We start from the raw sequence: 23,563 nt of genomic DNA, 5'->3' as shown, positions 1-23,563 counted from the left end.
CATGTCAGTAGCCAATTTGGCTTCAGCCCTCGCCTGGGTGCGGGAAACCGTGCCTGAGGGGGCCGAGCTGCGGCTGGATTCCCGCCGCGTTGAGAAAGGGGATGTCTTCATTGCCGTGCCTGGACTGAAAGTCGACGGCCGGAACTTCATCAAGGCAGCCGCGGAGAAGGGAGCGGGAGCTGTGCTGATCGATGCCGCTCCTGGCAGCGCCGAGATTCCGGAAGGCATCCCGGCGCTTGAAGTCGAAGGGCTATCGAAGTCGCTCGGACGCTTTGCCTCGCTCTACTACGGCAATCCGTCCGGCGCGATGGAAGGCTTTGCCGTCACCGGCACGAACGGCAAAACAACCACGAGCCAGTGGATGGCGTCGATTCTCACGGAACTCGGCACGCCCTGCGGCGTCCTGGGTACTATTGGCTGCACGATGAACGGCCGCTCCTACAGCAGCGTGCCGCTCACGACGCCGGACCCTGTGACGCTTCAGACGCTGCTCGCGGAGCTTCATCGCGACGGCGCGAAGGCATTCTCAATCGAGGCGAGCTCGATCGGTCTGGTGCAGGGGCGTCTTGACGGCACGGCGATCAGCTATGCCCTCTTCACGAATCTCACGCGTGATCACCTCGACTACCACGGCACGATGGAAGCCTACGAAGAGGCGAAATCGCTTCTCTTCCGCTGGGAAGGCCTCAAGTGCTCGGTGATCAATATTGATGATCCGGCGGGACTCAGACTCTGCCGCGTGTCGCTCGACGCGGGTGTACGGGTGATTGCGGCGACCGCGGTCGGCACGAAGGCGCCTGAAGGCTGTGAGCTGCTCGAGGCGCGCGATGTTCAGATCGGCGCGAAGGGAATTGCCTTCACGCTCTGCTGGGCTGGCGAAGAGCGTCACGTGGAAGCGGGCGTTCTCGGTCTCTTCAATGTGGACAACATGATCGGCGCGATCGGCATGATGCTCGCCTCAGGCCGCGGTCTGGACGACGTGATCCGTGTGGCGGAGCGCCTCGCGCCTCCTCCCGGCCGTCTTCAGAAGATCACGCACCCGGGTGAGCCGATGGGCGTTGTTGACTATTGCCATACGCCGGACGCGATTGAAAAGGCGCTCACCACGCTGCGCCCTGTGGCGGAAGCCCGCGGCGGCAAGCTCTGGGCGATCGTGGGTGCCGGCGGCAACCGCGATCCGGGCAAGCGTCCGATCATGGGCGCGATCGCGGAAAAACTCTCCGACAAGCTCGTTGTGACGAGCGATAACCCCCGTTTTGAAGACCCGAAGACCATCGCGGAAGCGGTGGCCGCAGGCGCTCATTCGCCTGAAATCGTGGTTGACCGGCGAGAGGCTATCCAGGAAGTGTTCAGCCGCGCGGGTGCTGCTGACGTCATTCTGGTTGCCGGCAAAGGCCACGAGGATTATCAGGAAGTTTGCGGCGTGAAGCATCACTTCTCGGATGCGGAGGAAGTTGAGGCGGCGCTTCAGAGCCGCATGGCAAAGGAAAAAGAGGAGAAGTCGGAATGACGTTCATCACGACAGCGGGCTGGGTTGCCCAGGCGGTTAATGGGGCGGTGCTCCACGGTGATGCTGATACGGGAATTGCCCGTGTCTGCACGGACGCAAGAAAGACGGAACCGGGTGATCTCTTTGTCGGTCTTCGCGGCGAACGTTTTGACGGCACGGATTTCGCGGCTGACGCCGCGGCGCACGGCGCCTCCGCGGTGATGGTTTCCCGCCTGATCGAAGGGATCAAGGCGGTTCAGATCGTGGTGCCGGATGTGAATCAGGCGTTCTGTGAATCGGCCGCGGCCTGGCGCCAGCGCTTTTCAATTCCTGTGATCTCGGTTTCCGGCAGCAACGGCAAGACCACGACGACGCAGATGATCGCGTCGATTCTCCGCGAAGCCTATGGCCGCGACGGTTATCTCTCCACGGAAGGCAACTTCAATAACAGCGTCGGCGTTCCGATTACGCTCTGGCGTCTGAGAGACGGCATGAAGGCCGCTGTGGTGGAATCCGGCATGAGCCACCGGGGTGAGATGGCGGAACTCGCCGCGATGATCCGCCCAACGGTCGCCGTGATCACGAACGCGCAGCGCGAGCATCAGGAGTTCCTGCCGAGTGTTGAAGCGACGGCGGAAGAGAACGCCGATTCGATCAAGGCGCTTCCCGCGGACGGCGTTGCTGTCTATCCGGCGGATGATGCCTGCGCACCGATCTGGGAAAAAGCTTCCGGGCACTGCCGCCGCCGTACCTACGCGACGCAGCCTGGCGTGAGCGCGGATCTCACGGCTGAGGTGATGACGCTTGGCGGCACGACTGAAGTCCGGATTCACGCCGCGGAAGGCAGCGCCATGACCCGCCTCGATATCGGCGGCGCGCATAACGGGCATAACGCCGCGGCGGCCGCCGCCGCAGCCTTCTCAGCCGGCGTGAAGTTTGATGCTGTGATCCAGGGACTGCAGGCGTTCAAGCCTGTCGCGCGGCGCGGTGTCCGTCACCAGCTTCGTCCGGAACTGCTCCTCATTGACGACACTTATAATGCGAACCCCGACTCGATGAGAGCCGGGATCGACGTTCTCACCTCAAGCCGCGGCCCGCTCGTTCTGATTGCGGGTGACATGGGAGAAGTGGGAACCCGGGGAGCTGAATTCCATCAGGAAATCGGCCTCTACGCGAAGGAGAAGGGCGTGGGTACGCTCCTCGCCTGCGGAGACCTGATGCAGAACGCGTGCAGCGCGTTTGGCAGCGGCGCCCGGCATTATGCGGACCTTGATACCCTCTGCCGCGAGGCGGCGGAGACGGTACGCGGGATGGAGGCGGGCACGGTACTCGTGAAGGCCTCTAACTTCATGCACTTTGACCGTGTAGTGAAGGCTGTCCTCGAGGCCCTTTCAGACGCTGCAGTTTCGGAATAAAAAAATGCTTTTGTCTCTGTTTCACTGGCTGTCCGGGTACGTCCGGGCGTTTGCCGTTTTTGACTACCTGTCGCTGCGCGCCGTGCTCGCGGCGCTTACCGCTCTCGTGATTGGGCTCGCTTTCGGACCCTTCACGATCCGGGAGCTGAAGAAGCTGCATTTCGGACAGGCAGTCCGTACGGACGGCCCGAAGTCCCACCTGAAAAAGGACGGGACTCCGACGATGGGCGGCATCCTGATTCTTGCCTCGATCGCGATTTCCACGCTCCTCTGGGTAGACCTCTCAAACCGCTATATCTGGGTGGTGCTCCTCGTGACGCTCGGTTACGGATGGATCGGCTGGGCGGACGATTACCGCAAGGTCGTGAATCACGACCCGCACGGCATGAGTGCCCGCGAGAAGTTCGGCTGGCAGTCCCTGATCGGCATCATCGTGGCGGTGTATCTGTCGTTTGCCATTCAGGCGCCGGCGGATACTTCGACCTTCTCCCTGATGTGGGAGTGGGTCCGGTCCGGATTCACGCTTCCGGTGAGCGGGAAACTCGACTTCACGATCCCGTTCTTCCGCCAGATTTCGTTCCCGTTCGGCATGCTCGGCTTCATCATCCTCACGTACTTCGTTCTCGTGGGAACGAGTAACGCCGTGAATCTCACTGACGGACTGGATGGCCTCGCGGTGCTCCCCTGCGTCATGGTGGGCTCGGCGCTTGGCATCTTCGCCTACTGCGTGGGGCGCGCGGACTTCGCGTCCTACCTCCTCTTCCACTACATTCCGGGAGCGGGGGAGCTTGTGGTCTTCTGCGGCGCGATGGCAGGGGCGGGTCTTGCCTTCCTGTGGTTTAACTGCCACCCGGCTGAAGTCTTCATGGGTGACGTCGGCGCGCTCGCGCTCGGCGGCGCGCTTGGCGTCATCGCTGTGATCGTGCGTCAGGAACTTGTGCTCGCCATCATGGGCGGTGTCTTCGTGGTGGAGACACTCTCCGTCATGATCCAGACCACGTATTACAAGCGTACCCACGGCAAGCGGATCTTCCTCATGGCACCGATCCATCACCACTTCGAACTGAAGGGCTGGAGCGAAACGCAGGTGGTGACCCGTTTCTGGATCATCACGATGATTCTGGTTCTTATCGGACTCGCCACGCTTAAAATCCGCTGATGCCCGCCGGGCTGCGGCGGTGGAGAAAGAAAATGGAAAGCAAAAAGGCACTGGTTCTCGGTCTGGGAACGTCGGGATACGCTTCCGCCCTTTATCTGGCGGAGCGTGGGTGGAGCGTCCGTGTGATGGATACCCGCAGGGAGCCTTCGCTCCTTGCCCGTCTGAAGGAGCATCCTGAGATTTCGTTCACGGGCGGCACGCTCGACCCCGCAGCGGTCGAAGGCACGTCGCTTGTCGTGATTTCTCCGGGGCTTTCCCCTGAATTCTCTGACGCTGCCCCGGTCGTCTCCGAAGCGAAGAAGCTCGGAATCGAAGTGGTGGGAGAGATTGAGCTCTTCGCGCGGGAGCTTGCCCGCCTCCGTGAGGAGAAGGGCTATCACCCGAAGGTGATCGGCATTACCGGCACGAATGGAAAGACGACCACGACGTCACTCACCGCGAAGATGCTGAACGCGGGCGGCGTGAGCGCGGTGGCCGCCGGAAACATCGGCCCGAACGCGGTGACGGAGCTCACCGAGCACGATAAGGCAGGGACCCTTCCCGACGCCTGGGTGCTTGAGCTCTCAAGCTTCCAGCTTCAGACGACGGAGAGCCTTTTCTGTGACGCCGCGGCGATCACAAATGTCACCGAGGATCATATTGACTGGCACGGGAATTTCGACGCCTATCTGAACGCGAAGCGCCGGATCCTGAAGCCTGAGACACTTGCGGTGCTGAACCGCGAGGATCCGCTTTCGGCCGGAAGCGCCCTTCCGGGTGAAAAAACGGAAACCTTTGGAAGTGACGCCCCGAAGGCGCCGGGTGAATGGGGTATCGCGGAGCGTGACGGCGTTAAGTGGCTTGCCGCGGCGGAAGCGTCTGACGACGGTGTGCGGCTGCAGTACCTGATGCCCGCGGGCGCCCTTAAGATCCGCGGTGTCCATAACGCCATGAACGCGCTTACAAGCCTCGCGCTTGCCCGCGCGGCCGGTGCCTCTGAAGGGAAGGCCCTTCAGGTGCCCGCGCATTACGAGGGCGAGCCGCACCGCACGCAGTTTGTTCTCACCGCGTCGGGTGTCGACTTTATCGATGACTCGAAGGGCACGGATGCCGGCGCGACCGCGGCCGGCCTTAAGGGGCTCGGCGAAGCCGGGCAAAAGATTGTCGTGCTGCTGGGCGGCGACGGAAAGGGGCAGGATTTCAGCCCGCTGGAACCCGCGATCCGGACCTATGCCCGCGGCGCGGTGACCTATGGCCGCGATGGCGGAAAGATCGCCGACGCAATCCGTCCGTCCGGCGTTCCGCTAGAAACCGCGGCGACCGTGGAAGAGGCGACCCGGAAGGCTTTCGCGATGGCGACGCCTGGTGACGCCGTGATGCTTTCACCCGCCTGCGCGAGCTGGGACATGTTCCCGAACTACGCTGTGCGCGCTGAAGTGTTCCGCAGCGAAGCCGCGAAGATCGCCGAGGAGGCCTCCTCCAAGTGCTAGATAAACTCCGGCAGCGATTCAATCGGAAGAAGAGTGACTCGGACCCGCTCGAGTTTGAGGTCATCTATCCGAAGGAAGTGAAGGCTCCTCATCAGAGCTCAAACTACCGCGGCTCATCATTCGATTTTGACTGGGTGGTGATCGCGACAGTGTGCATCCTGATCGGTATCGGCACGGTTATGGTCTACTCGGCCTCGGTGTCGCTTGCCGACTCACCGAAGTACGGCACGACATCCACCTACTTCCTGATCCGTCACATCGCGGCTCTGGTGGTCGGCGCTATAGCGGCCTTCTTCGTGTACCACGTTCCGATGCGGGTCTGGGAAAAGATGGCGAAGCCGATCGGCATCATCTCGGTGATTCTTCTCATTCTCGTGCTGGTGCCGGGGATCGGTGTCAGTGTGAATGGTTCAAGGCGCTGGATCCGGTTCCCGGTATTCAATCTCCAGGTGTCAGAGGTAACCAAGCTTGCCGCTGTCATCTTCACATCGTGGTTCACTGTGACACGGCAGGAGTACATGCACTCTTTCCGGAAGGGTTTTATCCCGATGCTTTGCGTGATGGGGATTGTCACGGCGCTGCTCGCGCTGCAGCCTGACCTTGGCGCAACTGTTGTGGTGCTCGCGATCATCATGGGGATTCTGTTCCTTGGCGGCATCTCGTACGTGATTCTCGGTGTCGTGGGGTCTATGGTCATCACGATGGGCGTCGGCATGATTATCGCTACCCCGTGGCGTCTCGGCCGCGTGACCGCGTACCTGGATCCGTGGAATGAAGAGAATGTGCTCGGCAAGGCCTATCAGCTCTCGCACTCTCTCATCGCGTTCGGCCGCGGAGAGATATTCGGCGCGGGTCTCGGCGCGTCGGTTGAAAAACTTAACTACCTGCCGGAAGCGCATACGGACTTCATTTTTGCCGTGATTGGCGAAGAGCTCGGTTTTGTGGGCGTCGTGATTGTGCTATTCCTTTACTACAGACTTATCCGGAGTGCGTTTGAAATCGGCCGTATTGCGGTTAAGATGGACAACATTTTTTCGGGTCTGGTTGCGCAGGGTATCGGCATCTGGATCGGAGTCCAGGTCTGCATCAACGTGGCCGTGGCCACGGGCCTGATGCCGACCAAGGGCCTTACGCTTCCTCTCATGAGCTACGGCGGATCTGCCATCGTCGCGACGCTCTGCGGAATTGCGCTGCTGCTGCGGGTGGATCACGAGAACCGGGTCCAGATGCACGGCGGCTACGTCTGATGCGGCGGACGGCTGTGTCTGCGTGCTTGTTGAAGGGATTTTAGGAAAGAAATGGGATCGGACAAACATCTGGTGATTGCGGCTGCAGGTACCGGCGGACATGTGATGCCGGGGCTTGCGGTTGCGGCGGAAATGATTGCCCGGGGCTGGGAAGTTTCCTGGCTCGGGACTGAGGCCGGTATGGAGAAGATGCTGGTGTCGAAGAAGGGAATCGAATTTGACGCCGTGGACTTTTCCGGCGTCCGCGGGCATGGGCTCGCGGGAGCGGTTTCCGGAGCGGTGAAGCTCGCGAAGGCGTTCCCTGCCGCGAAAGCGATTCTGCAGAAGCGCCGCGCTACCGCATTCTTCTCGACCGGTGGCTATATCGCCGTGCCTTCCGCGATTGCGGCTCACCGCATGGGGATCCCGGCGGTGGTGATGAACTGTGATGCGGCGAGCCTTCTCTCGGTGCGCCTTGTGCTGCCCTTTATCGATGCGCTGGCCTGCGGGTTTGAAGGGGAGGCGGCGGAGCGCGGCGGCAAGAAAGCGGTGGTCACCGGAAATCCGGTCCGGCAGGAAATCACGAAGATTGATCCTCCGGCGGAACGTTTCGCGGGTCGCGGCGGACGTCTGCGTCTTCTCGTGTTTGGCGGATCACTCGGTGCGCGGTTCCTCAATCACCTGCTCCCGAGAGCCATTTCCCTGCTGCCCTCGGAGTCGAGACCTGAGATAATTCATCAGTGCGGCTTCAAAGCGGTTGATGAGGTGAAGGCGCTGTACGCCGAAGCCGGAGTTGAGGCTGCGGTGCAGCCTTTTATTGAGGATATGGCGGCAGCCTATACGTGGTCTGACCTCGTGCTCTGCCGCGCCGGCGCGACGAGTGTGTCCGAAATCTGCTCGGCGGGCGCCGCTTCGCTTCTTGTGCCGCTCGTCGTGAAGACGACGTCTCACCAGCTGCAGAATGCTCTCTTTATGGAGCAGAACGGTGCCTCGCGCTGTCTCAGACAGGATTCGCTCACGCCTGAGCGGCTTTCCGCCGTACTCGCGTCGATCGACCGTGCGCAGCTCCTCTCCATGGCTGAAGCCGCGAGAAAACTGTCTCATTCCAACGCGGCCTCTGCTGTGGCCGATATGATCGAGTCCCGTGCGGACCGTACTTTTAGGGTGTCCTGATGGCCTGGAAATTTGTTGTTAAGAACGTGCATTTCGTCGGTATCGGCGGCGTTGGCATGAGCGGCATTGCCGAAGTGATGATGAACCTCGGCTATCACGTGACCGGGTCGGACATCGCTGAAAGCGATACGACGCGTCACCTCACTGAAATGGGGGCAACGATCTGGCTTGGCCATGACGCGTCACACGTCGCCGGAGCGGACGCGGTCGTGATTTCCTCCGCGGTTCACGAAGATAACCCCGAAGTGGTGGAAGCCCGCGCCCAGCATATCCCGGTCGTTCCGCGTGCCGTGATGCTCGCGGAACTGATGCGCCTCAGAAAGGGTATCGCGATCGCCGGCACGCACGGCAAGACCACGACGACGTCGCTCACGACGACGCTGATTACGGCAGGCGGCCTTGATCCGACATTTGTGATCGGCGGCAAGCTGATGCAGGCCGGCACGAACGCCCGTCTCGGAACAGGTGAGTACCTCGTCGCTGAAGCGGACGAGTCTGACGCGTCGTTCCTCAATCTTTCTCCGGTGCTCTCGGTCATCACGAATATTGACCAGGACCACATGGATACCTACGGGCACGATTTCGAGCGTCTGAAGCAGGCCTTCACGATGTTTATCGAGCGGCTGCCGTTCTACGGCGTCGCGGTGCTCTGCTATGACGATGAGAACACCCGCTCCATCATCCCGCAGATCACAAAGCGCGTGATTTCCTATGGTCTCTCGGAAGAGGCTCAGGTGCGCGCGGTGGACGTGGAAGCCTGCGGGCTTCAGATGAAGTACACGGTGCTTCGTCCGGGCTACGACCCGCTCCCCGTGGTGCTCAATCTGACCGGTGTCCATAACGTCGTGAATTCGCTTGCGGCGATCACGGTGGCGACGCTTGTCGGCGTGTCTGATGAAGCCATTCAGAAGGGGCTTCTCACATTCAAGGGTGTCGGCCGGCGCTTTGCCCAGTACGGCGACCTGCCGGTGCCGGCGGAGAACGGCGGCGGCACGTTCCGTCTCGTGGATGACTACGGTCATCATCCGCATGAGATGGCTGCGACACTGGCCGCGGCCCGCGGCGCTTTCCCTGGACACCGCATTGTGGTGGCTTTCCAGCCGCACCGCTATACGCGTACCCGCGACTGCTTTGAGGATTTTGTGCACCTGCTCTCGCATGAGGCTCAGGTTGTGGTGCTGACGGAAGTGTATCCGGCAGGCGAAGCGCCGATCTTCGGCGCGGATGGCAGGTCGCTTGCCCGGGCTATCCGGCTCGCCGGAGGCGCGGATCTGATTTATGAACAGCGTGTTGACGATGTACCGGCCGCTATCCTGAAGGTGGTGCGGGACGGCGACGTGGTGATCACGCTCGGTGCCGGGTCGATCGGACACGTGGCATCCAAGGTTACCGAACTGTCTAAGAATGAAGGAGACCGCGCATGATGGCGGCGAAGGATCTGGGGAAGGTTGCAGTCCTCATGGGTGGAAAGTCGAGCGAACGCGAGGTTTCCATTTCGAGCGGCACGGGAGTGCTGAACGCGCTTCGATCTCAGGGCGTGAACGCTGAGGCGTTTGATCCGGGCAAGCAGCCGCTCGCTGAACTCGCGCTCGGCGGCTATGACCGCGCCTTCAATATGCTGCACGGTCTCGGCGGCGAGGACGGTACGATCCAGGGCGTGCTCGAGTGGATGCAGATCCCGTATACCGGGTCTGGTGTTCTCGCGAGCGCGATCGGTATCGATAAGCAGGCAACCTGCAATCTCTGGGAGAACGCGGGGCTGCCCGTGCCGGAAGGTTTCCAGGTGTCAGATCCGTCAGAGGCCGCGGAAATCATCCGCCGCCTCGGCCGGAGTCTCGTTGTGAAGCCGAATAAGGATGGCAGCTCCTTTGGTGTCGAGAAGCTTGAGGACGCCACTGAGGAGACGCTCGCTGAGGCGATCCGCCGGTCACTCGAGGTGGAGGATGATCTCGTTGTTGAACGCCGCATTCATGGCCGCGAATTCACCTGCGCCGTACTCGGCGAAGGGAAAAACGCGAAAGCGCTTCCCGTGATTGAAATCATGGCGCCGAACGGTGACTACAACAGCGTGAACAAGTATCAGGGAAACGAAGTCCGCTATGCCTGCCCGGCTGATCTCCCCGAGGAGACTGCGCGAGCCATGGCGGAAACGGTTGAAAAGGCTTACCGTGTGATTGGAGCCCGGGGCTGGGGCCGTATCGATCTCATGATGGAGCCCTCGGGCCGCTTCTATCTCCTCGAGATCAACACGAACCCTGGCATGACGCCGCATTCTCTCGTTCCGATGGCGGCCCGTGCGGTCGGTATTCCGTACGAGGAGCTCGTGCTCCAGGTGGCATCTGAAGCCCGTCTGGACCACGCGGTCTGAGACGGAAAGAGAGGCGGATCGTCATGACTCAGGCCAATGCATCCGGAAAAGTGAGACGGGGAGCCGGGCTTCTCGCGCTCATCTGCTTTCTCGTGCTTGCCGGTCTCGGCATCCGCTACGTCGTTCATCAGCCGTACTTCGATATTCACCATATTGAAGTGACGGGGGATACGTCCTTTACGAACGTCGGGGCACTGGAAAAAACGCTCTGGGAAAAGCTGAACGGCAACTATTTCTTCGCGGATCTCGATCCGATGCGCACCGCGGTTGAAGAGGTGCCGTGGGTGGCGTCCGCGCGGGTTGAGCGGCTTTGGCCTGATACGATCAGAGTTGAAATTGAAAAGCGCCGCCCTATCGCGATCTGGGGCGGGACGCGTCTGATTTCCGACCGGGGTGAGATTTTCGCCCCGAAGAATCTGGATACGCCGGAGGCTCAGGGACTCCCGTCCTTCTCGGGGCCTGACGCCATGGCGCACGAGGTGGTGGAGATGTACGGGCCGCTTTCCGCCGCGGCGGAAAGACTCGGCACGAAGATCCGGGACCTCTCGGTTACGGATCGCGGCTCCTGGTCTGTTGTGATCGAGGGAGGCGACATTCCGTCGACCAAGATTGAGCTCGGACGCAATACGCGTGACAGCCGCGTGCAGGACAGGCTGGAACTTGTCGCCGCGCACTATCAGGAAGTCTCGCGCATGATGGGAGGACCTCCCGGCTCGATCGACGCCCGTTACGTCAACGCCTTCGCGGCCACGCTGCCGCGGGAGCGGCCGAAGACCGATTCTGAGCCGTCTGCTCCGAACAAGGCAGCGGGCAGCGTGAAGCCGGCTGCGGCAGCCGGGCCTGGACCCGCCGGCGCGGATCGCGCAGGAACGACACGAAAGGGGCCGTCTGTATAAGCGGATCTGTTATGGACAACAACAATTTACTGGTAGCGCTTGATGTAGGCAGCAGCAAGGTAGCCGTGATCGTGGCCGATCCCGGCGCCGATGGGGTCGTGAAGATCTGCGGCCTCGGCTCCGCGCCGTCTGCCGGCATCCGAAACGGTGTCGTGATCGACATCAATGCCGCCGTAGGTTCCATCCGGGCGGCGTTTGATGAGGCTGAGCGGACATCCGGTCTCCATATCTCAGAGGTCTATACGGCCTGTGAGGATCCCCGTCTTCGGTTCTTCAATAACACGGGGGCAACTCCGGTGCGAGGAACGGAGATCGGCCAGGAGGAACTCAATGCCGCGACAGAGCATGTCGGCGATGTCGCGCTCCAGGGAGACGCCAAAGTTCTGAAAATGCAGGTCCTCGGCTACTCGGTGGACGGAGAGGCGGGAATTCTGAACCCTGTGGGAATGTCCGGAAAGCGGCTTGAGGCGACAGCGCATCTTGCCTGCGGTCTTCCGACCACGGCGACCAATCTCTTCCGCTGCGTGAGGCGCAGCGGTGTCGAGGTGAAACACTGGCAGATTCCGGTCTGGGCCGCGGCGAACTCGGTGCTCACCGAGTCGGAGAAAGAGCTCGGTGTCTGCCTGATCGATATCGGTGCCGGCACGGTGGATGTCACGGTCTACAGCGGCAGCAAGCCCTGGTACACCGACATTATTCCGGTGGGCGGTCTCGCGGTGACGCACGATATCGCGGCGCTTTTCCAGCTGAACGAGGATGAGGCTGAGAGAATCAAGCTGAAGTACGGCAGTGCGGATCCGACAAAATTCACGGGCGCTGACGTGGTGGATCTCGCCGATATCCGCCGGAGCACCCGGCCGGGAGAAGCGATTGAAGTGATCGCACAGGAGAAGCTCGCTGAAGTGGTGCAGGCTAGACTGGAGGAGATCCTTTCCTTCGTGAAGGAGCGGCTCCAGGCGTCCAAGTTTGATCAGATGATTCCGGCGGGTATTGTGCTCACCGGAGGCGTGACTCAGACCGAAGGATTCCTGAAACTCGCGGAAGATGTGTTTGAGCACAACTGCCGCATCGGAGCCCCGGATATTGTCGCGGGTCTTGGCGGCGCGGGGAATTCTCCTGCCTGGACTGTGGTGGCCGGACTCCTTAAAGAGGCGGCTCACATCGCCCAGAAAGGCCGGCATTCAGAGGAAAAAGGCCAGAAGCGTCTGAGGAAGGGCTTTTTCTCAACCATCAAGCACTGGTTTATCGGAAATTATTAAGCAACAAACCCCGAGAATGGGGCAAAATATACTAAACTCTGACGACGCCTTTAAGATCGGAAGAAACAACACACAGCGAGGGTAACGCGGGCCGACCAGGCTTTGGGCGGCGTTACCCGTTCGGCAGCATCACGGAGAAGGGCAATGAGTAGTTTTGAAATGCTGGGTAAGGATCCGCGCAACACGGTGATCAAAGTGATCGGCGTGGGTGGCGGCGGTGGAAATGCCGTCCAGTATATGGTGGATCAGGGGGCTGACGGTATTGAGTTTATCGCGGCCAACACCGATCATCAGGCTCTTGCCATGAATAAGGCTCACGTGCTTCTGCAGCTCGGCGAAAGCGGGCTCGGCGCCGGGGCGAATCCTCAGGTTGGCGAGAAAGCCGCCATTGATTCTACTGAAAAAATCCGTGACGCCGTGTCCGGCGCTCATCTGCTCTTTATTACAGCCGGCATGGGCGGCGGCACCGGTACGGGCGCCGCTCCTGTTATCGCGAAGATCGCGAAGGAAGAAGGCATTCTCACCGTCGGTGTTGTGACGAAGCCTTTCTCCTATGAAGGCACGGCCCGCAAGCAGCGCGCCGAAGAAGGCATTGCCCATCTGAAGGAATACGTCGACTCCCTCATCGTCATTCTGAATGACCGTCTTGAGGACGAATTCGGCGAAGACGCCACGATGGAAGAATGCTTCAACGCCGCGAACGATGTGCTCTACAAGGCCTGCCACGGCATTGCGGAAATCATTCATACGCCGGGTCTGATCAACGTCGACTTCAATGACCTCAGCACGGTGATGCGTGAGCACGGCACGGCCCTGATGGGTTCGGCCACGGCTTCCGGTCCGAACCGCGCTGAAGAAGCGGCGAAACTCGCCGTTTCTAGCCCGCTGCTTGAAGGTTCCGATCTTACCGGTGCCCGCGGTCTCCTTGTTTATGTCACGGCAAGCAACTCTCTGAAGCTCTCTGAGCCGAGAAAGGTGATGAAGGTCCTGAGCGACTTCGTGTCGAAGGGCGCCAACGTTATCTTCGGTTCGGCCCGTGATGACAGTCTCGGGGACGAGCTCCGCGTTACGGTGGTGGCGACCGGTATGGACAGCCCGCTCACCGAGCAGGAGAAGGCTCAGACCGGGATGCGTCCGGAAAATATGTGGAATTCCATTTTCTCGGGATCTTCGGCCAATGCTGACCAGCCGGCACAGCCCGCTCAGCCTGCACCTCAGGCCGCGGCTCCTGCGCCCCGCGCGCCGGAACCCGTGAAGGCAGCCCCGGCTCCCGAGATGCCGCATTTCGCGGCGGATCCCACGCCGGCAGCACCGGTGCATGAGGCCGCTCCGGCCGCCGCTGCGCCGCACTTTGAACATAAGACCGGCGAAACAGCACCGCTTTTTGGGTCGCAGCCCCTGGAAACTCCGGCCGCGGCTCCTGCCGCAGCGCCCGCGAAACCCGCCGCTCCGGCTCCTCAGCCGCAGGCTGAAGCGCCTAAGCCTCAGGCCGCGGCTTCCCAGCCGAACGTCTGGAATTTCTCCGGTACGTTCGATGAGGAAACAATCCGAAATCTTCAGACCCCCGCTTACCTGCGCAACAAGGGACGCCACTGATCGCCCTTTTTGCGGCTAGAATAGCCGGCGCCTGAATTTTCCGGCGGCAGAATGCAAGTTCTGCCGCCTATTGAACTTATTGGTACTTTTTATGCTGAAGCAAAGAACGCTGAGGGAATCTGTCTCGACCGTCGGAATCGGTCTGCACTGCGGCCGCAGAATTCATCTCGTGATGAAACCTGCCGCTGCCGGCACCGGTATTGTGTTCCGTCGGACGGACCTCACGCCTGCCGTAGATATTCCTGCTGTCGCGACAAACGTGAATGACACGCGGCTCGCGACGACGGTGAATGTCGGTCAGGCGCGCGTGTCCACAATCGAGCATCTGATGAGCGCCTTCAACGGTCTTGGGATCGACAACTGCCTCGTTGAGGTGGATGCCCCTGAGATTCCGGTGATGGATGGCTCAGCAGCGAGCTTCGTTTTCCTGATTCACGCGGCCGGTATCGTTGAGCAGAATGCTCCGAAGCAGTTTGTGCGGATTCTGAAGACGGTTGAGGTGAAGGAAGAAGGAAAGTGGGCGAAGCTTGAGCCGCATTTCGGCTTCAGTCTTGAATTTTCCATTGATTTTCACCATCCGGCGATTGACTCCACGATTCAGAGCACGAAGGTCGACTTCGCCCACGACTCCTATGAGAAGGACGTGGCCCGGTCGCGCACGTTTGGCTTTGTGAACGATGTGGAGTTCCTCCGCTCGATCGGCCTTGCCCAGGGCGGTTCGCTCGATAACGCCGTTGTGATGGATGATTACCGGGTGCTGAATAACGACGGTCTGCGCAGCCGCGACGAATTCGTGAAGCATAAGATCCTCGACGCGATGGGCGACCTTTACGTTCTTGGACACCCGATGCTCGCGGCGTACAGCGCATGCAAGTCGGGTCACGCCCTGAATAACAAGCTGCTCCGCGCGTTGCTCGCGGATGCTACCGCCTGGGAAATCGTGACGTTCACCGAAGCGGAAAAGGCTCCGGCTGACTTCGCCTTCCGTCCGAATCTCGCGATTGTCTGACAGGGCGGCTACTTTTCGAGCGACTCAGCAAGACTTTCAAGCGATTTCCGCGTGACACTGCCTTCCGGCAGCGCGCGGGCTTTCTCCCGGATGGCGGCAGCGGCATCCGGGTTTGCTTTTCTGGGTTCGCCGGTGGCGGTTTCGGTGCGGCCGGAGAGCGATTCGTGAAGCCCCGGATTCACGCCCACCGTGATTTCGGGCACCGGAAAGCCGCAGGCCTTCTCCACTTCGCGCCGAAGGGTCGGAAGCAGATTCTTCAGCTGATAGACCTGAGACTGATCCTTGACGATCAGGCGGACCGCTCCGTCAGGCGACACAAAGACCTGACCGGGTGACGTGAACGAGATGCGGAGGAAGCGGCGCTCGCAGATACGGTTCAGTGCGGGCAGGATGCGCCGCGAGACGGCAAGCCTCAGCTCGAGCGAATCCATTCCCTGCTCATCAGAATTCAGAAAACGGAGGCTCCTCTGAAAGCCAGCCCCCGAGCGGATGCGGTCTTTCATGGTTCGTTCCGATTGGGATTTACGTTGATAGGGAAAGTATAGCGGGGCGAAATCCCCGATTACTGAAGGAGAATCGTTTTTTCTTAATAGCTATGTGCGATAATCCTTTATTCTTTTTCCGTACCCTTAAGGCGTAAGCCTGATAAAAAGGGTGGAAATTCTACCGATTTCAAAATTTACCTCATGCCGTTTTTAGTCCGGCCGAGGGGACGATATGTTTGACGGAATTCTTACGAAAATTTTTGGCAGCCGAAATAACCGCCTTGTGAAGGCGTACCGTCGGCGCGTTGCCCAGATCAATAAGCTGGAACCTGAGCTGAAGAAGCTCACCGATGATCAACTGAAGGCGAAGACTCAAGAATTCCGCGACAGGCTCCAGAAGGGCGAAACGCTGGACGACCTGCTGCCGGAAGCTTTCGCTGTTGTGCGTGAGGCCTCTTCGCGAGTGCTTGGCATGCGTCACTTCGATGTGCAGATGATCGGCGGTATGGTGCTGAATGATGGCAAGATCGCTGAAATGAGCACCGGCGAGGGCAAGACGCTGACCGCCACGCTTGCGGTTTACCTGAACGCGCTGCCCGGCAAGGGCGTGCACGTGGTGACCGTGAACGACTACCTCGCCAGCCGTGACGCAAAGTGGATGGGGCAGCTCTATGAGTGGCTCGGCCTCACGGTCGGCGTGATTCTGTCGAACGAGCAGGATCCGGCTGTGAAGCGCGCCGCTTACGCTGCTGATATTACGTACGGCACGAATAACGAATTCGGTTTCGATTACCTCCGTGACAACATGGAGTACGAACCCGGGAACCGCCGTCAGCGTCCGCTGAACTACGCGATCGTCGACGAAGTGGACTCGATTCTGATTGACGAGGCGAGAACCCCGCTCATCATTTCGGGTCCGGCCGAAGACAATATCGATCTCTATCAGGCGATGGATCAGATTCCGGCGCTCCTCACCCGTCAGAAGGGCGAGAAGGAACCGGGTGACTACTGGGTGGATGAGAAGCAGCATCAGGTTTACCTCTCTGACCAGGGTCACGAGACTGTGGAGAAGATCTTCACCGAGCGCGGTCTGATTACGAACGGCCGCAGTCTCTACTCGCCTCAGAACATCATGCTGATGCATCACCTCATCGCCGCGCTGAAGGCTCATACGCTTTTCCAGCGCGACAAGGAATACGTGGTGCAGAACGGCGAAGTGATCATCGTCGACGAATTCACGGGCCGTCTGATGCCGGGCCGCCGCTGGAGCGACGGTATTCATCAGGCTGTTGAGGCGAAGGAACACGTGAAGGTGCAGCAGGAGACCATGACGATGGCCTCCATCACCTTCCAGAACTACTTCCGTATGTATGACAAGCTGTCCGGCATGACCGGTACGGCTGATACCGAAGCGTACGAATTCCAGGACATTTACGGTCTGGAAACCGTCGTGATCCCGACCAACCGTCCGATGATCCGTATCGATCAGCAGGACAAGGTCTTCAAGACCGCGAAGGAAAAGTACGATGCGATCGTGAAGGATGTGAAGGATTGCTACTCGCGCGGCGAGCCGGTGCTTGTCGGTACGACCTCGATTGAGAATTCCGAGCTCCTCAGCCACCTGATGGAGAAGGAAGGCATTCCGCATAACGTCCTGAACGCGAAGCAGCATGAGCGTGAAGCTCAGATCGTTGCCGAAGCCGGCCGTCCGGGGGCTGTGACGATCGCCACGAACATGGCAGGCCGCGGTACCGATATCGTGCTCGGCGGCAGCATTTCGAAGGTGGTGGATGCGATCCGCCATGACGAATCGCTGACTGAAGAGCAGAAGAAGGCGAAGATCGACGAAGAGAAGGCCGCCTGGCAGACGGTTCACGAACAGGTGGTGAAGAGCGGCGGTCTCCGGATCATCGGTTCCGAGCGTCACGAATCCCGCCGTATTGATAACCAGCTCCGCGGCCGTTCCGGCCGTCAGGGCGACCCGGGCAGCACCTGCTTCTACCTCTCGATGGAGGATAACCTCCTCAAGATCTTCGGCGGTGACCGCATGAAGGCGATGGCGACGCACCTGAAGCTCGAGGAAGGCATTCCGATCGAGAGCAAGATGCTCTCCCGCATGATCGAAAACGCTCAGCGCAAGGTCGAAGCCCGCAACTACGACATCCGTAAGCAGCTGCTCGAGTTCGATGACGTCCAGAACGATCAGCGTCATGAGATCTACAAGGTGAGAAACGAGATTCTCGACTCTCAGGATCTCTCCGAAAGCGTCCGCGAAATGCGTCACGGTTTCTACTCCGACCTCGTCCGTCAGTATGTGCCGGCCGAGACGGTGGAAGATCAGTGGGATCTCGATGGCCTCACCTCCACGCTGCGCAGCGAGTGGGCGGTGAACCTCGATACCAAGGCCTGGATGGAAGAGGACGAGAGCCGTACGGACGAAGACCTCGAGCAGAAGGTGCTTGACGAAGCCGACCGCGTCTATAACGAAAAGGTCGAGCTCGTGGGCGCCGATGCCTGGAACGGTTTCTGCCGCTCGGTGCTGCTGCAGGTGCTGGACCAGACCTGGCGCCAGCACATCAGCGCGCTTGACCTTCTGCGTCAGGGCATCTTCCTGCGCGGCTACGCTCAGAAGCAGCCGAAGCAGGAGTACAAGAAGGAAGCCTTCACGATGTTTGAGGAGCTTCTTGATCTGACGCGTGAAGGCGTGATCCGCATCCTGATGCAGGTTCAGATCCAGATGCCGGAAGAGGCTGAAGAGGCTGAACACGAAGCGACAGAAGAAGCCCAGCGTCAGGTGGATGCCGCTCAGGCTTCCCAGGCTGAGTTCACCTCCCTCACCGCGCCGGAGAATGAGCTCGAGGCCCAGGAACCTACGGTGGATGACATCGCTTTTGCCGGTGTCGGCCGCAACGATCCCTGCCCGTGCGGTTCCGGCAAAAAGTTCAAGGACTGCCACGGCAAGCTGAGCTGATCAGACGCCGTTTTCCGATAAGGAAATGAAAGCCTGGCCTCAGGCGGAGTGATCCGCGGCCAGGCTTTTTTGCGCCCGGGCGAAGAGCGTCCCGCGCGGCGGACCGCCTCAGTCGGGGCCGCGCTTTTTCTGTTATCGTCAGCAGTAACAGCCGGAGAGATTCCGACTCAAGACACAAAGCGTCCGGCGGGTGAACGAACCGGACGGGAAGGAAGGCGATCGAATGAATGCGAAAGAGATGGTGAAGGCGATGCGGGTAGGGCTTGAACCGATCCGTAAAGTGGAGATCGGGGCACTCGAAGATGTGCTCTGTATCCGGTTTCCGGAGAAAAGCGGGGTCTGGGTCAAGTCTTCAGGCGGCATGCCTTTTGTGAGACCGGAGAAGTCTCTCCACTCCTTCTGTGTTCTGAGAGGAGATGAAGGCGAGGGCGCAAAGCCCCGCAAGCACCGGCTCCTCTGCCTTATCTCTGATGGCCGTGTGCCCGATAAGTCGAGTGTGAAGGAGGTGCGGGACGAGCTCTCTGAGGACGGCTGGCTTCGGGCTATCCGCCGATTTTCCTCTGACGGCAGCGAAGCCACCGCGGCCGCTCTCAAGTGCTTCGTGGAATTTATTCCGGTGACACTCGATGTCATCCGCCTTGAAACCCCGAGAGGGTACCTCGTGATCGCGGCGACCGACGCGCCGCTGACTCATGACGCCGCGGATGAAGCAGCGAGCAGGGCATTCAGCGATTCCGGCGCGGAGGCTTTTGTGCTGATTGACGCGCCGCATGAAAACGAGGACGCCGGGAAGATCTCAATCGACAGTTTCTACGCCATGCTGGCAGCGGGGCTCTCAGATGCCGCGCGGGCAGAAAGCGTCTGATCCGGTAAGGGGCCTGATATGAATACAGAACTTGAGCAGTCGCTCCTTGGGCTCGCGAAGCAGATATCGTCCCTTCTTCCGCCGCCCGCGGATCAGGTTGACTGGAGCCGTCCCGCGTTCCGCTGGGAGAGGCGCCAGTATCTCGGGATGACCGCCGGAAGGCTGGAGCCTGTGGAAAACATCGCGACGATTGACGCCGCGGATATTCTCCACGTTGACCGTCAGAAAGAAATCATCCTCGCGAATACCGAGAGTTTCGTGAAGGGGCTTCCGGCAAATAACGTGCTCCTCACCGGAGCGAGAGGGTCGGGGAAGAGCTCCCTCATTCACGCCTGTCTCGCCGCGTACTGGAAAGAGGGGCTGCGGCTGATCGAAGTGACCCGCGACTATCTGATGGATCTTCCGGATATTGTCCGGATCATTTCAAAGCGCCCGGAGCGTTTCATTCTCTTCTGCGATGACCTCGCGTTCGAGGCGGGCGAGGGAAGCTACAAAGCGATGAAGGCCGTGCTCGACGGATCGATTTCCGCGGGCGGCGACAACCTGATCGTTTATGCCACCTCAAACCGGCGTCACCTGATGCCGGAGAAGGCAAGCGATAACCTGGAGAGCCGCCTTGATGAAGACGGCCTGCTGCATCCGGCAGAAACAATCGAGGAGCAGCTTTCGCTCTCGGAGCGGTTCGGTATCTGGCTCTCCTTCTATCCGTTCTCGCAGGATGAGTATCTCGATATTGTGAAAAAGTGGCTTGCCGTACTGAAGGTTGACCCGGAGCGGGCAGCCTCTGACGACATGCGTTTTTCTGCGCTGCAGTTCGCGCTTGAGCGGGGATCCCGTTCCGGCCGGGTGGCGCAGCAGTTTGCACGGGCGGCCGCATCGCGGCTCGCTCTGGGGAAAGGACTTCCGTAAAAAATGGCAGAGCAGCAGGTGGAACGGAAGGCGGTCGAAGTGGCCGCCGGCATTCTTATCCGTAAGGACGGCACGATCCTGATGGGGTCGCGGCCAGAAGGCAAACCCTACGCGGGGTACTGGGAATTCCCGGGCGGGAAGTTCGAGCCCGGAGAAACCGCGCATGAAGCGCTGGCGCGTGAACTCCGCGAGGAGCTGGATCTGGATATCGGAGCGTCAACCCCGTGGCTCGTGAAGGTGATCGACTATCCGCATGCCCGCGTGGGACTTCACTTCCGGAAGTGTCATGACTGGAAGGGAGAACCCCGTTCCATGGAGCATCAGCAGTTCGGGTTCTATCACCGGGCCCGGCTTCCCGCAGGTGAGCTGCTCCCGATGGATGATCTGATCGCGGGCTGGATTGAACTCCCCCGCGTGGCGGCCTGGATTCCGCAGAAGGGCGGAGATATCGAGGCCCGGGTGGTACGGGCGAAGGAAGCCGGTGCCGGTCTTATCTGGGTTGAGGGCGAGAAGCCCGTGAGCAGTGATTCCGGCTGGACCGGGAGTTTCGCGCGGAGCGAAGCCGAGGTGAGTCTCGCTGCGGCGAACCGCGCGGACTTCTCCTTTATCCGCAAGGGAGTCACAGGGCTCGGCGAAGAGCACGAAATTCCGGTGTATCTCCCGGCTGAGTCGGCATCTGAAGCGGCTGCCGCGGAAGAGGCCGGAGCTCAGGGCGTGTGGCTTGAGTTTTAGCGGTTTCCCCGGCCTTTTCCGGGGTCAGTCTCTTCAGTCGTAAAGTCACCCGGATCGAGCTGATCCGCGCTTCCGGGGGCTCCCTCAATCCGGTAGCCCCCGCTCGCCCATTCCCCGAGGTCGATCATCCGGCAGCGTTCCGAGCAGAACGGGCGGTAGGGATTATCGGTGCTCCAGACGACCTCTTTCCCGCAGGTCGGGCACTTGACGGTAAAGGGCTTTTCAGAATTCTTTTCTTCTGTCATATCAATTGATCCTCAAGCGGCTTCTGCCGCTCTGAGATAGCGCTGGTGAAGGGTATCGGCTGCGCTTAAAAGTTCGGGGAGGCTCCCCGCGTTCACGATCACATCGTCCGCTTCTTCAATCCGCTCCCAGCGTCGGGACTGAGCCCGGATGATGGCGAGAGACTCTTCGCGGCTTAAGCCTGAGCGGCTCCGCAGCCGTTCGCACTGGAGCGGCATCGGGCAGTCAATTACGAGAAGCCGGCTGAGAATCGGCCGAAGCTGAAGAATGGAAGGAAAAAGCGGGATCGCGATGACGGCGTAGGGGGAATTTTCCGCGCCGGTCCGGATCTTTTCCATCAGAGCTTTCCGAACAAGCGGATGAATGATGGATTCAAGCGTCCGGCGCGCGGCATCATTTGCAAACACGAGCTCCCGCATTTTCGCGCGGTCCATCGCGCCATCCGGGCGGATGAAGTCCGCGCCGAAAATCCGTTCAATTTCCGGCATCGCGGCACCACCCGGAGCGGTGAGGCTCCGGGACTCCGCATCCGCGTCAGCGACAAGGCACCCCTTGCTGGCGAGATAGTCCGACACGGTCGTTTTCCCGGAGGCGATGCCCCCGGTGAGTCCCAGAACCCAGGGTTTGCTGTTTGTCATGATGAAACAGGAGAAGGCGGAAGCCTCTTAAAAAATTACCCGATTCATTCTACGCAATGCGGAGGCACTGACTGACGGTTTTCAGAACCGCTGATACTTTTCTGAAAGCCAGCCTGAGATCGCGCCCACTCCCCCGCAGATCATGGAAAGAATCACGAGGCCGATGGACGGAAAGCAGTAGATGATCGCGAGGAGGTAGCCCCAGCCCCGAATGGCGGCGAGATAGTAAATCAGGGCGCAGATCATGGCGGCAGGAGCAAATGGGATCATCAGCAGCACCGGAATGATCAGGAACCAGATAAGCGTCAGCCCGAAGAATGAATGCACTCCGGAGAAGTAGCTGACTGCGTCCCAGGCGAAGATAAAAGCCGTGATGCCGTACCCGATATAAAGAATCGTCAAAATGGCGGAGAAGATGGATCTCATGATCAGGCCTTTTTCGAAAATTTCTCAGCGGAAAAGAAAATGATCGCCGCGGCCGCGAGGTCAATCACTGTCCAGAGCGTTTTGCTGAGATGAATCGGAATAATGGGGTTGAAGAGAATGGCTGCCGCGCCGTACGCCCAGGGGAGCAGCTCATGCCCCTGCTTCCAGGATTCATAGGCGAGACACGCGAAGGTGATCGTCCCGATGATCCGGATGAAGACATAGATTCCATAGGGAAGAGGAAGCGCGGCCGCCGCGATGATGGCTGCCGCGGCGTAAAGCACAAGTTTCGGCATGGTGTCTCCGGTTGGGGTGGTCCGCACGGTGTTTTCTCAAGGAACCCCTGATACCGGGGGCAAAGAAGAAGATCCGTCGGTGTGTATGCCGATATTGTAATCTATTTAGTTACGTAAACACAATCGGAATCGATTCCTGTACGTATCGGAACTCGGGGTAATGGCGGGGATAGGGGAGAAAAGAAGGATGGGGCGCAGAAACGAAAAAAGGAGATGTCTTTCGACATCTCCTTTTTGAAATCTGGTCGGGGTGAGAGGATTCGAACCTCCGACTTTCACGTCCCGAACGTGACACTCTACCAGGCTGAGTCACACCCCGAGCTTCGCAGAATAGCTGTTTTTAGGAGCTAAACGGTTCGAAGAATTCAAATGATAATCCGTTTTCAGAAAATGTCAAGAACTTTTTCATTTTAATTTTCCGGATGGGAAGGGACAGAACGTAAAGCGTTTGACTTTACTTTAAAAATCTATGATAATAACTAGCTCGATTCCCTTTCAAGGGTACCGATTTCCAGAGCAGCGTCGGACAGACCGTCCGATGCTATCCCGATACAAGAAGGTTTCACAGCAGCAGCTGAGTGAAACAGTGAGGAATTACATGTACGCAATTATCAAGACCGGCGGCAAGCAGTACCGTGTCTCCGAAGGCGACCTGCTCAAGGTTGAACTCCTCGGCGACGTCAAGGTTGGCGACAAAGTCACCCTGTCCGAAGTGCTCGCCGTTGGCGAAGGCAAGGAACTGAAGGTCGGCACCCCGACGGTTGAAGGCGCTTCCGTGACCGCTTCCGTGGTCTCCGAAGGCCGTGCCGATAAGGTTCGCATTTTCCAGTTCCGCAAGCGCAAGCACTCCAAGAAGAGCGCTGGCCACCGTCAGTACTACGTCGAGCTGAAGATCGAAACGATCGCGGCTTAATTTAATTAAGTTTTTTCTAGAGGAAT

The 23,563-nt window shown here is 59.7% G+C and carries 22 protein-coding genes and 1 tRNA gene; 17 read left to right on the top strand and 6 right to left on the bottom strand.

The annotated features are described in order from the left end of the window. Position 1 precedes the first annotated feature (1 nt). The 12 genes from BN1936_RS10910 to lpxC all read left to right on the top strand — a co-directional run bounded on the left by BN1936_RS10910 (position 2) and on the right by lpxC (position 15,059). On the top strand, positions 2–1,510 hold the full coding sequence (locus tag BN1936_RS10910) for a UDP-N-acetylmuramoyl-L-alanyl-D-glutamate--2,6-diaminopimelate ligase (protein WP_049687394.1): 1,509 nt from the start codon (positions 2–4) through the stop codon (positions 1,508–1,510). Then, entirely contained in the window at positions 1,507–2,904 is a 1,398-nt protein-coding gene (locus BN1936_RS10905) for a UDP-N-acetylmuramoyl-tripeptide--D-alanyl-D-alanine ligase (protein ID WP_049687393.1), read from the top strand. Before BN1936_RS10910 ends, BN1936_RS10905 begins: the two co-directional genes overlap by 4 nt. 4 nt (positions 2,905–2,908) lie before the next feature. Continuing rightward, positions 2,909–4,063, top strand: a complete 1,155-nt coding sequence (gene mraY, locus BN1936_RS10900) for a phospho-N-acetylmuramoyl-pentapeptide-transferase (RefSeq protein ID WP_022444298.1) — start codon at positions 2,909–2,911, stop codon at positions 4,061–4,063. Positions 4,064–4,095: 32 nt separating this feature from the next. After that, positions 4,096–5,532: a UDP-N-acetylmuramoyl-L-alanine--D-glutamate ligase gene (murD, locus tag BN1936_RS10895; RefSeq protein WP_049687392.1), complete on the top strand. Its 1,437-nt coding sequence runs from the start codon at positions 4,096–4,098 to the stop codon at positions 5,530–5,532. Further along, positions 5,526–6,779, top strand: a complete 1,254-nt coding sequence (gene ftsW, locus BN1936_RS10890) for a putative lipid II flippase FtsW (protein WP_022444296.1) — start codon at positions 5,526–5,528, stop codon at positions 6,777–6,779. Before murD ends, ftsW begins: the two co-directional genes overlap by 7 nt. A gap of 51 nt (positions 6,780–6,830) precedes the next feature. Next, positions 6,831–7,931, top strand: a complete 1,101-nt coding sequence (gene murG / locus BN1936_RS10885; protein ID WP_049687391.1) for an undecaprenyldiphospho-muramoylpentapeptide beta-N-acetylglucosaminyltransferase — start codon at positions 6,831–6,833, stop codon at positions 7,929–7,931. Next, positions 7,931–9,355: a UDP-N-acetylmuramate--L-alanine ligase gene (gene murC / locus BN1936_RS10880; RefSeq protein WP_049687390.1), complete on the top strand. Its 1,425-nt coding sequence runs from the start codon at positions 7,931–7,933 to the stop codon at positions 9,353–9,355. The genes murG and murC overlap by 1 nt, the downstream gene beginning before the upstream one ends. After that, entirely contained in the window at positions 9,355–10,299 is a 945-nt protein-coding gene (locus tag BN1936_RS10875; RefSeq protein WP_082164604.1) for a D-alanine--D-alanine ligase, read from the top strand. The genes murC and BN1936_RS10875 overlap by 1 nt, the downstream gene beginning before the upstream one ends. Before the next feature lie 23 nt (positions 10,300–10,322). Then, entirely contained in the window at positions 10,323–11,195 is an 873-nt protein-coding gene (locus tag BN1936_RS10870; RefSeq protein ID WP_049687389.1) for a cell division protein FtsQ/DivIB, read from the top strand. Between the two features lie 11 nt (positions 11,196–11,206). Continuing rightward, positions 11,207–12,454, top strand: a complete 1,248-nt coding sequence (ftsA, locus tag BN1936_RS10865; protein ID WP_049687388.1) for a cell division protein FtsA — start codon at positions 11,207–11,209, stop codon at positions 12,452–12,454. Between the two features lie 144 nt (positions 12,455–12,598). Then, the gene (gene ftsZ / locus BN1936_RS10860) at positions 12,599–14,050 is read left to right on the top strand and encodes a cell division protein FtsZ (RefSeq protein ID WP_082164582.1); all 1,452 of its coding nucleotides are present in this window, start codon (positions 12,599–12,601) and stop codon (positions 14,048–14,050) included. Positions 14,051–14,141: 91 nt separating this feature from the next. Beyond that, positions 14,142–15,059, top strand: a complete 918-nt coding sequence (gene lpxC / locus BN1936_RS10855) for a UDP-3-O-acyl-N-acetylglucosamine deacetylase (RefSeq protein WP_049687387.1) — start codon at positions 14,142–14,144, stop codon at positions 15,057–15,059. Positions 15,060–15,067: 8 nt separating this feature from the next. Here the strand turns inward: lpxC and BN1936_RS10850 are convergent, their stop codons facing one another. After that, positions 15,068–15,562: a hypothetical protein gene (locus BN1936_RS10850; RefSeq protein ID WP_022443784.1), complete on the bottom strand. Its 495-nt coding sequence runs from the start codon at positions 15,560–15,562 to the stop codon at positions 15,068–15,070. 214 nt (positions 15,563–15,776) lie between these two features. On the opposite strand from BN1936_RS10850, the gene secA reads away from it, so the two are divergent. The 4 genes from secA to BN1936_RS11415 all read left to right on the top strand — a co-directional run bounded on the left by secA (position 15,777) and on the right by BN1936_RS11415 (position 21,021). Next, positions 15,777–18,515, top strand: a complete 2,739-nt coding sequence (secA, locus tag BN1936_RS10845) for a preprotein translocase subunit SecA (RefSeq protein ID WP_022443783.1) — start codon at positions 15,777–15,779, stop codon at positions 18,513–18,515. Positions 18,516–18,738: 223 nt separating this feature from the next. Next, positions 18,739–19,380 carry a hypothetical protein gene (locus tag BN1936_RS10840; RefSeq protein WP_022443782.1) on the top strand — a complete coding sequence of 214 codons (642 nt, stop codon included), beginning with the start codon at positions 18,739–18,741 and terminating at the stop codon, positions 19,378–19,380. Positions 19,381–19,398: 18 nt separating this feature from the next. Continuing rightward, positions 19,399–20,289 (top strand): ATP-binding protein, encoded by an 891-nt coding sequence (locus BN1936_RS10835; protein WP_022443781.1) that lies wholly within the window; start codon positions 19,399–19,401, stop codon positions 20,287–20,289. Positions 20,290–20,292: 3 nt separating this feature from the next. Beyond that, on the top strand, positions 20,293–21,021 hold the full coding sequence (locus BN1936_RS11415; protein ID WP_082164581.1) for an NUDIX domain-containing protein: 729 nt from the start codon (positions 20,293–20,295) through the stop codon (positions 21,019–21,021). On the opposite strand, the gene yacG is transcribed toward BN1936_RS11415, so the two are convergent. The 5 genes from yacG to BN1936_RS10805 form a co-directional block, all read right to left on the bottom strand. Beyond that, positions 21,018–21,266 carry a DNA gyrase inhibitor YacG gene (gene yacG / locus BN1936_RS10825; protein WP_022443779.1) on the bottom strand — a complete coding sequence of 83 codons (249 nt, stop codon included), beginning with the start codon at positions 21,264–21,266 and terminating at the stop codon, positions 21,018–21,020. The genes BN1936_RS11415 and yacG overlap by 4 nt on opposite strands. A gap of 12 nt (positions 21,267–21,278) precedes the next feature. Continuing rightward, complete coding sequence (coaE, locus tag BN1936_RS10820; protein WP_049687385.1) at positions 21,279–21,902, bottom strand: dephospho-CoA kinase; 624 nt, start codon at positions 21,900–21,902, stop codon at positions 21,279–21,281. Positions 21,903–21,983: 81 nt separating this feature from the next. After that, entirely contained in the window at positions 21,984–22,328 is a 345-nt protein-coding gene (locus BN1936_RS10815; RefSeq protein ID WP_022443777.1) for a hypothetical protein, read from the bottom strand. A gap of 2 nt (positions 22,329–22,330) precedes the next feature. Beyond that, the gene (locus BN1936_RS10810) at positions 22,331–22,624 is read right to left on the bottom strand and encodes a DUF6804 family protein (protein ID WP_022443776.1); all 294 of its coding nucleotides are present in this window, start codon (positions 22,622–22,624) and stop codon (positions 22,331–22,333) included. Between the two features lie 242 nt (positions 22,625–22,866). After that, positions 22,867–22,943: transfer RNA gene (locus BN1936_RS10805), tRNA-Pro, on the bottom strand. Positions 22,944–23,222: 279 nt separating this feature from the next. Here BN1936_RS10805 and rplU point away from each other — a divergent pair. Next, entirely contained in the window at positions 23,223–23,537 is a 315-nt protein-coding gene (rplU, locus tag BN1936_RS10800; RefSeq protein ID WP_022443775.1) for a 50S ribosomal protein L21, read from the top strand. Positions 23,538–23,563: the final 26 nt, after the last annotated feature.

This window comes from Dakarella massiliensis, from assembly GCF_001182045.1.
GTDB lineage: Bacteria > Pseudomonadota > Gammaproteobacteria > Burkholderiales > Burkholderiaceae_F > Mesosutterella > Mesosutterella massiliensis.
This window is presented reverse-complemented; position numbering and strand designations above follow the sequence as displayed.